Source organism: Micromonospora sp. NPDC002575 (genome assembly GCF_042889525.1).
Classification (GTDB): Bacteria; Actinomycetota; Actinomycetes; order Mycobacteriales; family Micromonosporaceae; genus Micromonospora; species Micromonospora carbonacea.
On record NZ_JBIARA010000020.1, the window covers coordinates 61,593 to 74,942 of the forward strand.

The window sequence follows — 13,350 nt, forward strand, 5'->3', positions numbered from 1 at the left end:
GCAGAGGGTAGGGCACGGCTGTCGCACCCCTGCCGCGCAGCCAACCAGGGGAGATCCATGCACGGTGAGCTTCAGCGCATAGTCGATGCCGTCGCCGCCCGGGTGGGGCGTCCCGCCCTCATCGAGGACCGGCGGCAGCGGGTGGTCGTCTACAGCGAACACGACGGGCCGATGGACGAGGTGCGCCGGATGTCGATCCTGCGCCGGCAGACCACCCCCGAGGTGATCGCCTGGTTCCGCCGGATGGGCGTGCTCACCGCCCGTGAGCCGGTGCGCACCCCGGCCGACGTCGACCTCGACCTGCTCCCCCGGGTCTGCGTGCCGATCTGGCACGACGACCTGCTGCTCGGGTTCGTCTGGTTCATCGACGACGACGGGTCGATGACCGACGCCGACATCGCCACCGCGACCAGCGCCTTCACCGACCTGTCGCTGGCCCTCTACCGGGAGAACCTGCTCGGCGAGCTGGCCTCGCAGCGGGAGTCGGAGGCCACCCGGACGCTGCTGGTGGAGAGCCCGCAGGCCCGCGCGCACGCCGTCCGGGCACTGCTGGAGGAGGGCACGGTCGCCGGTGACGGCCCCACCACCGCCGTGGTGGCCCAGCTCGTCCCCGCCGCCGGGCGGCACCTCGACGAGGTGGCCCGGATCGCGCTGGAGCAGTCGCTGGTGGCGACCCGGCGGTGGCTCGGCGTGCGGGAGTCGCTGCACATGGTCTGGCCCGACCACGGGGTGCTGCTGATCTGCGGCGGCCGGATCGCCGGCCAGCCCACCCCGCAGGCCGCCGCCGAGCATCTCGACGAGGCGCTGGGCCAGGCGACCCGGGGGCTGTCCTCGGTGGAACGGACGGTGACCGGGATCGGCCAGTCCCGCCCGGGGCTGGCCGACGCGGTGCAGTCCTACCGGGAGGCGGTGCAGGCGGCCCGGGTCGGGGTGCAGCTGCCGGCGCTCGGCCGGGTGGTCTCCTGGGCCGGCCTGGGCATCTACCGGGTGCTGTCCCAGCTCGACGGCCGGCACCTCGACGTCGCCGGGGTGCACCCCGGGTTGGAGCGGCTCCTGCGCGACGACGCCCACCAGGTGCTGCTGGAGACCCTGGAGGCGTACCTCGACCTGGCCGGCAACGCCCACGCGACCGCCGAGAAGCTGCGGCTGCACCGGACCACCCTCTACTACCGGCTGCAACGGGTCGAGCAGCTCGCCGGCACCGACCTCAAGGACGGCAACGAACGGTTGTGCCTGCACCTGGCGATGAAGCTGGGTCGGCTCACCGGCCACTACCGGTCGGCGTCCTGACCGTCGCCGCCGGATCGACCGTCGGGACAGGACACCCGCGCCGCCGCGCTGTGACAGCCCGTGTCCGGCCGCACAGATCATTGACAGATCCGAGCGGGCCCGGCCAGGATGGGCGCACCGATCGGCAATGCCCCCACGACCTACCGTAACCAGGTACGCCCCCGCCCGTCACGCAGACCGGATCGGCGCCGGTCCGTCGCCTCCGCGCGTCCGGGAGACACCCCCGTGTCCCCCGTCGTCGGCGGGTGGACGTCGTGTTCGGTCGCCCACCGTCGCCCACCGTCGCCCGGCTGTCGGCGTCCGACCTCCCCGTTTCGCACACCCGCCCGACGGCGGGCGCTGCCGCGCGCCGTCGGCCCGTCTCGCACCCCCAGGAAAGGTGGCCCGAGATGTCCCGTTCCGCATTCCCCCGCCGCTGGCGGCGGCTACCCGCCGCCACGGCCGCCGGCGTGGCGTTGCTGCTGCTCGCCGGCCCGGCGACCGCCGGCACCGCCGCCCCGCCCGACCGGGAGGCCGACACCCCGGTCGTGCTCGAACGTTCCGCCGACGAGCAGACCGACGTGGTGGAGGTGACGGTCGACGGCACCGCCCAGCTGGACGCGCTGGTCGCCACCGGCGTCGACCTCGACCACCACGTCACCCCCACCGAGGCGGGCATCGTGGTGCACGCCGTGGTCACCCCGACCGAGGTCGCCGCGCTGAAGCGGATGGGCTACCGGGTCGGCGCCGTGCTGCACGACGCCACCGACTCCGCGCAGCGGATCAGCGAGCGCGAGGCGACGATCGCCGCCCACCAGGCCGAGAACCGGGCGTACACGGCGACCCTGGAGCGCAGTGCCGCGACCTCCGACGTGAAGATCATCCGGGCCGACTACTACACCTCCGGCACCAACCAGGTGCTCTCGGTCGAGGCGAAGTGGGCCCAGGGGCAGACCTCCACCAGCGCGCTGACCGTGGCCCGGGACAGCGGCCCCGGCACCGAGATCGGCTCCGGCGGCACCCAGAACATCTCCCGGTTCGTCGACGCCGGGGTCTACCTCTACCACCGGGGCGCCGCCGCCGTCACCGCCCGGCCGGACCGTATCCAGATCACCAGCCCCTCCGGGGACGTGGCGATCGCCGAGGTCAAGGAGTGGCTGCCGATCCCGGCCGACAGCCCGGAGGGCCCCGGCTACCAGAAGGACTTCGTCACCAGCTACCTCACCCCGACCGAGTTGTACGACCGGATCAAGCGGCTGGCCGACGCCTACCCGCAGCTCGCCGAGGTGGTGAAGCTGCCGTACCAGACCAACGGCTACCGGCGTAAGGCGCAGGTCGTGCTCGGTGGGACCAACGCCACCCGGGTCGCGGTGGACTCGCTCGCCTGGGGGCACGAGGGCGGCAACGACATCACCGTCGAGCTGGCCGACCCGGGCGCGGCCGACCGGCCGCTCTCGGTCACGGTGACCGGCAAGGCCATCCGGGTCAGCCTGGCCACCGACGCCGCCGGGGCGGTGACCAGCACCGCCGCCCAGGTCGCCGCGGCGCTGACCGCCGAGGCGGGTGCGCTGGTCAAGGCGTACACCTATCGGGGGGACGCCGGCGCCGGGGTGGTCGCGCCGGTCGCGCCGACACCGCTGTCGGACAACCTGAAGGCGCCGGCCGGGGTCTCCCGCGACCCGCACCCGGTGTACGCCATCCGGATCGGCAAGTACCGCGACGGCTCCCGCACCGGGGTGCTCGCCTACGCTCAAGAGCACGCTCGAGAGTGGGTCCCCCCGCTGGTGACCATCGAGACCGCCGAGCGGCTGCTGCGCAACCACGCCACCGACGAGAACACCAAGCAGCTGCTGCGCACCCTGGACATCTGGATCGTCCCGTCGATCAACCCGGACGGCGGGCACTACTCGTTCTACGACTACGCCTCGCAGCGCCGCAACATGACCAACCACTGCGCGCCGGGCGGCGCCACCGACGCGCTGGCCCGTAACTCGTGGGGCGTGGACAACAACCGCAACTACACCGAGTACAGCCTCTTCGACGGCTACTCGGGGGCGTCGGCGAGCTGCACCAGCGACACCTACGCCGGGCCGAGCGAGCTGTCCGAGCCGGAGAACCGCAACGTCGACTGGCTGGCCCAGCGGCCGAACATGAAGTTCTCGATGAACCTGCACTCCTCCGGCAACTACTTCATGTGGTCGCCGGGCGCGTACGCCACCCCGGGCCGGATCTCCGCACCCCGGCCGACGCTGGCCGAGGAGTCGTTCTTCTGGGGCGCGTCGTCGCGCATCCTCACCGCGATCAAGCGGCACCGCAACATGGCGGTCACCCCGGCCCGGACCGGCCCGATCTCCGACGTGCTGTACTCGGCGGCCGGCAACTCCGGCGACATGCTCTGGTACAAGTACGGCATCTACGCCTGGAACTTCGAGGTCGGCACCAGCTTCCAGCCCACCTGGGAGGAGGCGCACCAGGAGACCATGGAGTTCAGCAACGGCCTGGTCGAGCTGCTGCGGGTGGCCCGGGACTACGACAAGGACAAGAAGCGCCCGACCAGCACCCTGTCGGTCACGCCGAGCGCCACCGAGGGCGCGGTCAGCGTCCGGTTCGACGTCAGCGAGCCGGCGGCGGTGTTCTACACCCTCGACGGCAGCCGACCGACGTTCGAGTCCACCCTGTACGCCTCGGCGGGCATCCGGGAGGGGGCCGAGACGCTGACCGTCCCGACCGGCACCAAGATCCACTGGTTCTCGGTGGACGCGGCCGGCAACATCGAACGCAACTACCGACCGGACGAGGACAGCAAGACCTTCAACCGGGGCTGGGCGACGCTGCCGACCGGCTGAGGTCCCGAGCACGCCAGCGGGGGTCCGCGCCGCCGGACCCCCGCTGGTCGAGCCCGCTCGTCCGTGGCCCGCCGGCGGCAGAACCCCGTCGCCACCCGGCGTCGTCGGCTCAGTAGCCTTCGGATTCGCGCACGGCGTCGGGGTGGGGGAAGAAGGCGCCGGGATAGCGCGGCGGGTATCGCAGGGCGACGTCGCGGTCATCGGGCGGAAAGGCCCGATTGATGCCGAGTGCCACCTCGTGGCCGCCGTGGAGGAGCAACGGTTTCGCTCCCGGAATGTACTCGTTCTCGACCTGGTACCGCAGCTCGGTGAACTTGGCCTGCACCGCGTTGCCGAGCGCCGCCAGATCCAGGGCCTCGGGACCGCCGTCGACCCCCGCGCGCAGCGCTCCGGTGAGGGTGCTCGTGAACGGGTCGATCTCGCTGCCGAACAGCATCACCCGGTCGGCGCCCAGCAGCGACAACTGTGCACCGTGCCGGTGCCCGGCCGGCGTGTCCGGCCCGGTGAAGTGCCGCGCGGCGGCCGGCGCGGAACCGCAGTCCAGCAGGACGACGAGTCGGGTGGCCGCACTGTCCCGCATCAGGTCGGCGACACTGCCGAGCACGGACCGCCGGCTGCCCGGCTCCTCGGTCCACCGCTCCGCGTCCTCGGAGGTCTCCCAGTGTTCCGGGCCGGTCGCGGCGTAGGAGAACAGCAACGTGTCCGTTGCCGTCGCGGCGGCCCGGCGCACGGCGTCGATCACCGCGTCAGGAGACTCCCCGTGCACGAGCTGTTCGGTGTGCGCTTCGAGGAAGGGCGTGCCGATGTTCGGGGAGACGAGGGTACGGGCCAACGCCCTGGTCGCCTCCACCGCCGACTCGTGGCCGTGACCGAAGCCGTGGTCGGCGTCGGGGTCGGGGGTGTCCCGCCCGACGAGGACCGCTCGGGAACCGGCGAGGACGGGCAGGAGCGGATGCCGCCAGGGGGCCACGTCGGCTGTCATCCCACCATCATGGAGCCCGAGGGCCAGTCGGTCGATCTCCCCGGCCGTGTCGGTGTCCGGGGGGAGCACGGGTCGGCCGGGCCAGCCGCTAGCCTTCCGGTGTGATCTCCGCATTTCTCGACACGGCCGAGGTCGTGTCCGGGCTGCTGCGTTCGCCGGTGCTGACCGAACGGTGGGAGCAACCCAGCGCGCTGGCCCAGTTCCGGGTCAGCGGTCTGGCCGGGCATCTTGCCCGAGCGGTCTTCAACGTCGAGCGTTGGCTGGCCGAGCAGCCACCGGCGGGCGGGACGCCTATCGATGCTGTCGCCTACTTCCTGTCTGTCACCGGTCCGGCGCCGCATCTGGAGGATGCGGTGCCACGCCGGATCCGCGAGGTGGGCGAGCAGGAGGCGGCCGGCGGGCCTGTCGCCCTGGCCGAGGAGTTTGACGCCGCTCGCGCCCGGCTCGCAGCGCAGCTGCCGACCATGCCGCTCGACCTGCCTGTCGGCGTGTTCGGCCGCGTACTGCCGCTCGACCAGTGTCTGCTTACCCGGCTCGTGGAACTCGTCGTCCACCTCGACGACCTGGCCGTCAGCCTGGAGGTGCCCACGCCGTCGGTGCCAGCCAAGGCCACCGACGCGGTCATTGCCTGCCTCACCCGCATTGCTGTGGCCCGTCACGACTTCCTTCCGGTGATGCGCACCCTGGCCCGCCGCGAACGTGCCACTGATCCGATCGCGGCTTTCTAGGCGGCTGCGTCCTCCGCTCGCTCGACGAGCAGGGGTCGGTGGGGAAAAGGTTTCGCGAGGCGAGCGGGGCGGATGGCAGGGTGCGTCGCATGGCACCCCAGTACCAGATCCGCGCTGACTACGATGCGCAGACCATCGTGGTCTACCAGGCGTACTCGCCTGCCATCGCCGACGCGGCGCTGCAGGCGGGCCGCTTCGTTGCGCCGTTCTCATTCCACCGGATGACCTGGATCAAGCCCTCCTTCCTGTGGCTGATGCACCGCAGCAACTGGGCGCGCAAGCACGGTCAGGAGCGCATTCTCGCCGTGCGGATGACCCGGCAGGGCTGGGAAGAAGCGCTGTCCCAGGCGGAGCTCACGACGGCCGACCCGGCGACCGTGGCCGAGGCAGCCGTACATGTCCAGTGGGATCCGGAACGCTCGCTGCGCGGCGCGGCCCTGAACCACTACAGCATCCAGGTCGGCATCGGCCGCCGGCTGATCCGCACGTTCACCGACGACTGGATCGTCGGCCTCACCGACCTGACCCCCCAGGTTCGCAAAGCCGCGGCACTGGTGCAGACCGGGCACGCCGCCAAGGCCCAGCGGCTGTTTCCCGCAGAGCGCGTCTACCCACTGCCACGGACACTGGATGGCCTCCTCTCCGCGGGGAGATGACAGCCGATTGCCCGACGATCGGGGCGTTCACGGGTTGCGGAAGGAGTGCTCGTGCTCGTCGCCGGTCCGGGGCGAGAAGGCGGGCGCGTGCCCCGGGGCCTTCTCGTGGTTGCCACCGCTCACCGCGGGCTGGTCGGCGACGGGCAGGTGCTCCCGGCGTAGGCGAAGAGTGAGTCCGCCACGTCCACCCTTACCGATCTGCGCCGATACATCGAATCGGCGCTGACGATCGGGGCCGAGGCCAGGGGGTCCGGGTGCACCGGGCAGGCGTTGATGTGGTCGAGCAGCCACACCCGTTGGCCGCTCGGGCCGGTGCCGGGGCTGAAGGACAGGCTCAGGGCGGTGGTGCCGGTGTACCGCGGCACCATGGCCTCCCCTGGTGTCCGGGTCAGGCAGGACGGGGTCGTCTCGACCACCCGGACGTCGATCACCGTGACGCCGCCCGACGCGGCGGTCACCCGCACCGTCGAACGTTGCGGGAGCACCTCGATGCGCTGCGGGTCGTCCCAGAATCCCGGCGGCGGCCCGGAGGCTTCCGGCGTCGGCGTCGGCGTCGGCGTGGGCGTGGCGGTCGGCAGCACCGCCTGGCAGGACCGGACCGCCCGATTCGCCGCGCGCAGCGCGGCGGCGTGTTCGCCGTCGCGGTGCAGCGCGCTGAGGTACGGCCCGACGTCCCCGCCGGGAACCTGGGCGCCGAGCAGGACGAACAGCCGGTCCAGGTAGGCGTCTACCAACGCCGGGCCCGGGCGGACCTCGTCGGCCGGTATCGACAGCAGGTGCCGCAGCCCCGCCGGACAACTGCTGGCGAAGGCCGGCATGTTGGTCACCAGGGCTGCGGCGGAAACCGGGTCGTTGCACACCCGTTCGAACAGGGCCCGCTCCTCCTGACGCTGCTGCTGCTCCAGCGAATCGGACCGCCGATCGATGTACCAGGTGGCCGTCGATGCCAGCAGGATGAGGGCCGCCGTAAGCATGGCGGCGACCGGGCGGGCGGACCGGCCGAGCGGCCGATCGCCACGGGGATCGGGCGGAGCGACTTCGGCGTCTGCGATGCGACCTGCGTCGTCCATGCCCCGGCGCCCCCTCACGACTGCGCCCAGAATAGCCGGGGCCCGCCAGCCGGGCCGCTCCCAGCGAGCCCCGGCACGCCATTCTCGCCGGGCCCCGGTTAACCCTTACGCGCGACCGCCCCGTACATGGCGATGTCCCGGTCCGCGATTCCCGCAGCCTCGGACCCGTCCGGACGCCACTTGTGGACCTGGACCAGCCCCGGCTCCACCAGATCCAGGCCGTCGAAGAACCCCAGCGCCGTGGCACGGTCGCGGAAGACGAGGGTCTCCCCGAGCCTGTTGTACTGCCGCTGGACCTCGGCCAGCGGGACCGGGTCGAACTCGTCGGTCGCGATGGACATCGCCAGGTAGCTGCCCGCCGGCAGCACGTCCAGGACCTGCCGTACGACCCGCAGGGCTTCCGCGTCGTCCTCGATGAAGTGCACGATCGCGATCAGCAGCAGCCCCACCGGCTGGCTCAGGTCGAGGGTCCGCAGGAACTCCGGGGCGGAGATGATCGATTGGGGATCGCGCATGTCCGCCGCCACGTAGGCCGTGCGCCCCTGCGCCGTCCCGACCATGAGCGCACGCGCGTGCGCGAGCACGAGCGGGTCGTTGTCGGTGTAGACCACACGTGCGGTCGGGTCGACCGACTGCACGATCTCGTGGAGATTCGGTGAGGTCGGCAGCCCGGTGCCGATGTCGAGGAACTGCCGGATTCCACACTCGACGGCCAGGAAGCGCGCCACCCGGTGCATGAAGGACCTGTTCGCCTGCATGTGGACCCGCAACGCGGGCCAGATCCGCAACGAACCCTCGCCGGCCTCGCGGTCGGCGGCGAAGTTGTCCTTGCCGCCCAGGATGTAGTCGTAGATTCGCGCGCCGTGCGCCCGGTCCGTTCGCAGATCGATCCCGCGAGGATCCCCGCCACGACGCTCCACCAATACCTCCATACGACGGTACCGCCCCTCGTGCAGGCGACCCTACACCGGCCACCCGCCGTGCCCGGATCCACCGTGGATCCGTCAGGGTACGGCAGCTCAGTGAGAAGATCACGGCGGCGAGCGCCACCGGTGGCGGGGAGGTGGCGAGATCGGGCCCCTGGGCGTCACCCGGCGCGACACCCAGGGGCTCCCGGGCCCCGTCGGCCCGTCATCGGCGTACCGGGACCGTCCTCGCCGGTCCGGTGCGCTGCCGGTGTGCGCGGATCAGGTCGGCGTACCGCAGCCCGCTCGCCTTTACCGTGCGCCGCTGGGTGGGGTAGTCGACGTGCACCAGGCCGAACCGCTTGTCGTAGCCGTACGCCCACTCGAAGTTGTCGAGCAGCGACCAGACGAAGTAGCCGGCGAGGGGAACGCCCCGGCCGACGGCGGCGGCGCAGGCCGCCAGGTGCCGCTCCAGGTGGTCGGTGCGCTCCCGGTCCTCCACGGCGCCGTCGGCGGTGACGTGGTCCGGCCAGGCCGACCCGCTCTCGGTGACGACGATCCGGGGCGGCGCGTACTCCTCGTGCACCGCGACCAGCAGCCGTTCCAGCCCGGCCGGATGGTTCTCCCAGCCCATCGCGGTCTGCACCGCACCCGGCACCGGCACCTGCCGGGCGTACGGCGGGGGGCCCTCCGGGTCGTCGACGACGACCTGCCGGAAGTAGTAGTTGATCCCGAGGAAGTCGGTCGGCGTGGCGATCACGGCGAGGTCGTCGCCGCGTACCGGCGGTTCCACCCGGTAGGTGGCGAGCATGTCGGCGGGGTAGCCGCGGCCGTGCAGCGGGTCCAGCCACCAGCGGTTGACGTGGCCGTCCATCCGGCGGGCGGCGGCGACGTCCGCCGGACGGTCGGTGGCGGGCTCGCAGGGGCTGAGGTTGAGCACCGCCCCGACGGAGGCCCGGCGGGCGGCGTTGGCACGGACCGCCAGGGTGGCCAGGCCGTGGCCGAGCAGGGTGTGGTGGGAGGTACGCACCGCGCGGGCGAGATCCCGCTCGCCCGGTGCCATCCGGCCCTCCAGGTGCCCGATCCAGGACACGCAGAGCGGCTCGTTGACGGTGGTCCAGTCGGCGACCCGGTCGCCGAGGCGGGCGGCGACGACCGCGGCGTAGTCGGCGAACGCCTCGGCGGTGGCCCGTTCCGGCCAGCCGCCCCGGTCCTGGAGGGCCTGCGGCAGGTCCCAGTGGTAGAGCGTGACGAACGGCCGGATCCCGGCCGCCAGCAACGCGTCGACCAGCCGGTCGTAGAAGTCCAGCCCGCTGGGGTTGACCGGGCCGACGCCGGCGGGCAGCACCCGGGGCCAGGCCACCGAGAACCGGTACGCGTCGACGCCGAGGCCGCGTGCCAGCGACACGTCCTCCGGCCACCGGTGGTAGTGGTCGCAGGCGACGGTGCCGTCGTCGCCGTTGTCGATGGCACCGGGCACCTGGCAGAAGGTGTCCCAGATCGACGGTGCCCGGCCGTCGGCGGCGACGGCGCCCTCGATCTGGTAGGCGGCGGTGGCGACGCCCCAGACGAAGTCGGCTGGCAGCGTGGACAGGTCGGGCACGTCGGGGTTCTCCTCGCGGGACACGGTGGCGGGGTTCACTTGACCGCGCCGGCGGTGAGGCCGGCGACGAAGTAGCGCTGCAACGCCAGGAACCCGGCGACGACGGGGATGCTGACCACCAGCGAGGCGGCCATCACCTGGTTCCAGTAGACGTTGAACTGGGTGGAGTAGCCCTGGAGGCCGACGGCCAGGGTCCGACTGCCCTCGTTGGTCATCACCGAGGCGAACAGCACCTCGCCCCAGGCGGTCATGAACGCGTACACGGTCACCGCGACCACTCCGGGCACTGCCGCCGGCAGCACCACCTGGAACAGCGTGCGGAGCGGGCCGGCGCCGTCGACCTGGGCGGCCTCGTCGAGCCCGCGCGGGATGGAGTCGAAGTAGCCGACCAGCATCCAGATCGAGAACGGCAGCGAGAAGGTGAGGTAGGTGACGATCAGGCCGGTGCGGCTGGCGTACAACTGGATGCCGGTGGCGTTGCCCAGGTTGACGTAGATCAGGAACAGCGGCAGCAGGAACAGGATGCCGGGGAACATCTGGGTGGACAGGACGGTCACCGAGAACAGGCCCCGGCCGGGGAACCGGTAGCGGCTGACCGCGAACGCCGCGAAGATCGCCACGGCCACCGACAGGACCGCCGCCACCGAGGAGACGACCAGGCTGTTGACCAGGTAGCGGCCCAGCGGCACGGTCGACCACATGTCCACGAACGCGTCGAGGGTGGGACGGCGGGGCCACCAGGTGAACGCGTTCTGCACGTCCTGGAGCGGTTTGACCGCCGAACTGACCATCACGTAGAGCGGGACGAGGACGAACAGCGTGAGCAGGGTCAACACGATCCGGCGAGCCCAGCGCTCGGCGGTGGTCTCACGCATCGTTCCTCCGGCGGTTGGTGAGCAGCAGGTACCCGGCGGTGACCAGGAGCAGGAACAGCAGCAGCGCCACCGACATCGCGGAGCCGGAACCGAAGTCCCAGGTCTTGAAGGAGCTGCGGTAGATGTGGATGGAGACCAGGTCGGCCTGCTCCGGCGCGGAGCCGCCGAACAGGACGTACGGGGTGTTGAAGTCGTTGAAGGTCCACAGGAACAGCACCAGCAGCAGCACCAGGTTGACCGGACGCAGCATGGGCAGGGTCACCGAGCGCAACCGCCGCCAGAAGCCGGCGCCGTCCATCGCGGCGGCCTCGTACAGGTCGGCCGGGATGTTCTGGAGGCCGGCCATGACGCACAGGAAGGCGAACGGCCAGGACCGCCAGATCGACACGATCAGCAACGCGGCGAAGCTGTTGTCGCCGATCAGCCAGAACGGCCGGTCGCCGAGCAGGTGCAACTGGTCGACCAACACGTGGTTGACCAGGCCGTTGTCGCGCTGGAACAGGAAACTCCAGGTGATCACGGCGGTGTAGACCGGCAGGGCGTACGGGGTGAGGAAGAGCGCGCGCAGCAGGCCCCGGCCGCGGAACGGGCGTTGCAGCAGCACGGCGGCGGTGGTGCCGAGCACCCAGGAGAGGCCGACCGAGCAGACCGTGTAGAGCACGGTCACCTGGAACGAGTGCAGCAGTGCGGCTCCGGCGGCGGAGTCGAAGTCGAGCACCACCCGGTAGTTCTCGGCGCCGACGAACGGGGCGGTGGACCAGTCGCGGATGTGGAACTGGGTCAGCTCCAGCAGGCTCATCCAGGCGCCGACGAGCATCGGCACGACGTGGATCGCCAGCTCCAGCACGACGGCCGGGGCGAGCAGCAGGTACGGCAGGAGCGACCGGCGGGGTCGACGGGGGCGGCGGGGGCGGTCCTCCGGCGTCCCGGCCCGGGGCGGCCCGTCCCGCCCGGTGGCGTCGTGGACGGTGGTGGTGGCCATCGTGGTCCTCTCGCTGGGGTGGCCGTGGCGGGGTCGGCGTCCCCGCCACGGCCACCGGTCCGGCGGGTCAGCGCATCTGCTGCTGGGCCTGGCTCAGCTTCTGTCGGACGCTCTCCTCGGTGACCGGCTTGCCGCTGGCGGCGTCGGCGAAGAGTGCCTTGATGGCGGTGCCGACGAGCGTCTCGAAGGTGCTCTCGTCGGGCACCTGCGGCAGCGGGGCCGCGGTGGCGGCGAGGGTCTCCTGGAGCACCTTCTGCTCGGGGGCGGCGAACGCCGGATCGCTGGCGGCGGTCGTGACCGGCGGCAGCGAGCCGTACGTCTTGTTGAGCGTGACCTGCTCGGCGTCGCTGGTCATGAACTTCACGAACTCCAGGGCGGCGTCGGGGTTCCTGGTGTGCTTGAACACCGCGATGTTGATCCCGGCGACCATGCTGTTGACCTTCCTGCCGCCGGGCGGCGGGGCGGCCAGGAACGGCACGGGGGCCACGCCGTACGCGTCGGCGGCCATGTTCTGGGACTGGAGGTTCGCCCCGGCGGCCTGCCAGAGCAGCATCGCCGCCTTGCCGTTGGCGAAGTCCGACACCGACTGGTTCTGCGCGTACTCGGCGTTGCTCGGGTTGATGATCTTGTCGGTGGCCATCAGGTCGACGTACCGCTTGACCGCGGCGACGTTCTGCGGGGTGTCGAAGGTCGGCTTGCCGGCGGAGTCGAACCACTCGCCGCCGTGCTGCTGGCTGAAGGTGAAGGCGTGGTGGGCGTTCTCCGAGGGGTTGGCACCCTCGACGGCGAGGCCCCACCGGCCGCCGCCGGTCAGCTTCCGGCCGGCCTCGGCCACCTGTTCCCAGGTGGCCGGCGGGGTGGTGATGCCGGCGTCGGCGAACGCCTTCTTGTTGTAGTAGAGGGCGTAGGCGAGGCTGTAGAGCGGCACCGCCGCGGGCGGTTTGCCCGGGGCGCCGGCGGCGGCGAGCGCGGCCGGGACGAACCGGTCCCTGCCGCCGACCTTGGCCAGGGTGGCGTCGTCGAACTCGACCATCGCCCCGGTCGCCTGCAACGACGCCGACCAGGTGTTGCCGATGTTCACCACGTCCGGGCCCTGTCCGGAGGTGGCGGCGGCGAGCAGCCGGTTGAGCAGGTCCGACCAGGGCACCACCTCCACGTTGACCTTGATGCCGGTCTGCTGTTCGAACCGGTCCAGCTCGGGCTGGAGGATCTGCTTGTCGGCTTCCAGGCTCGCCCCCTGGTTGCTGGCCCAGTAGGTGAGGGTCCTGGCGGACCCGCCGGACGGGTCGTCCGAGCCGCCGCAGGCGGTGAGCGAGGCAGCAGCCAGGACGGCGGCGGTGATTATCGCGAGGCGTCGTCTCGACACGATCGGCCCTTCCGGTTCTGGTGGTGGTGGTGGTGGGTGTGTCGGTGCGGTGGCGTGCGCGAGGGCCC

General features: G+C 71.8%; 11 protein-coding genes. 4 read left to right on the plus strand and 7 right to left on the minus strand.

The genetic code is table 11. From position 1 onward, the window contains the following. Positions 1–57: 57 nt before the first annotated feature. Positions 58–1,290, plus strand: coding sequence for a PucR family transcriptional regulator (locus ACFYWL_RS25345; protein ID WP_386977262.1), 1,233 nt, complete (start codon positions 58–60; stop codon positions 1,288–1,290). Positions 1,291–1,679: 389 nt separating this feature from the next. Next, positions 1,680–4,115: a M14 family metallopeptidase gene (locus ACFYWL_RS25350; RefSeq protein ID WP_386977265.1), complete on the plus strand. Its 2,436-nt coding sequence runs from the start codon at positions 1,680–1,682 to the stop codon at positions 4,113–4,115. 109 nt (positions 4,116–4,224) lie between these two features. Here the strand turns inward: ACFYWL_RS25350 and ACFYWL_RS25355 are convergent, their stop codons facing one another. After that, positions 4,225–5,097 carry a hypothetical protein gene (locus ACFYWL_RS25355; RefSeq protein ID WP_386977268.1) on the minus strand — a complete coding sequence of 291 codons (873 nt, stop codon included), beginning with the start codon at positions 5,095–5,097 and terminating at the stop codon, positions 4,225–4,227. Between the two features lie 101 nt (positions 5,098–5,198). On the opposite strand from ACFYWL_RS25355, the gene ACFYWL_RS25360 reads away from it, so the two are divergent. Together ACFYWL_RS25360 and ACFYWL_RS25365 are read left to right on the plus strand one after the other, a co-directional pair. Next, positions 5,199–5,825: a maleylpyruvate isomerase N-terminal domain-containing protein gene (locus ACFYWL_RS25360; protein ID WP_386977271.1), complete on the plus strand. Its 627-nt coding sequence runs from the start codon at positions 5,199–5,201 to the stop codon at positions 5,823–5,825. Between the two features lie 89 nt (positions 5,826–5,914). After that, a complete protein-coding gene (locus tag ACFYWL_RS25365) occupies positions 5,915–6,481 on the plus strand; it encodes a DUF4291 domain-containing protein (RefSeq protein ID WP_386977274.1) in 567 nt (188 codons plus the stop codon). 119 nt (positions 6,482–6,600) lie between these two features. Here the strand turns inward: ACFYWL_RS25365 and ACFYWL_RS25370 are convergent, their stop codons facing one another. From ACFYWL_RS25370 to ACFYWL_RS25395, 6 genes are all read right to left on the minus strand, one after another. Continuing rightward, positions 6,601–7,455, minus strand: coding sequence for a hypothetical protein (locus ACFYWL_RS25370; RefSeq protein WP_386977277.1), 855 nt, complete (start codon positions 7,453–7,455; stop codon positions 6,601–6,603). Between the two features lie 194 nt (positions 7,456–7,649). Then, the gene (locus ACFYWL_RS25375; protein WP_386977280.1) at positions 7,650–8,471 is read right to left on the minus strand and encodes an SAM-dependent methyltransferase; all 822 of its coding nucleotides are present in this window, start codon (positions 8,469–8,471) and stop codon (positions 7,650–7,652) included. Positions 8,472–8,682: 211 nt separating this feature from the next. Beyond that, a complete protein-coding gene (locus ACFYWL_RS25380; RefSeq protein ID WP_386977283.1) occupies positions 8,683–10,083 on the minus strand; it encodes a GH1 family beta-glucosidase in 1,401 nt (466 codons plus the stop codon). An 11-nt stretch (positions 10,084–10,094) separates the two neighbouring features. Beyond that, entirely contained in the window at positions 10,095–10,934 is an 840-nt protein-coding gene (locus tag ACFYWL_RS25385; RefSeq protein ID WP_386977286.1) for a carbohydrate ABC transporter permease, read from the minus strand. After that, positions 10,927–11,916, minus strand: a complete 990-nt coding sequence (locus ACFYWL_RS25390) for a carbohydrate ABC transporter permease (protein ID WP_386977289.1) — start codon at positions 11,914–11,916, stop codon at positions 10,927–10,929. The genes ACFYWL_RS25385 and ACFYWL_RS25390 overlap by 8 nt, the downstream gene beginning before the upstream one ends. Before the next feature lie 67 nt (positions 11,917–11,983). Then, positions 11,984–13,282: an ABC transporter substrate-binding protein gene (locus ACFYWL_RS25395; RefSeq protein ID WP_386977292.1), complete on the minus strand. Its 1,299-nt coding sequence runs from the start codon at positions 13,280–13,282 to the stop codon at positions 11,984–11,986. Between the last annotated feature and the right edge of the window lie 68 nt (positions 13,283–13,350).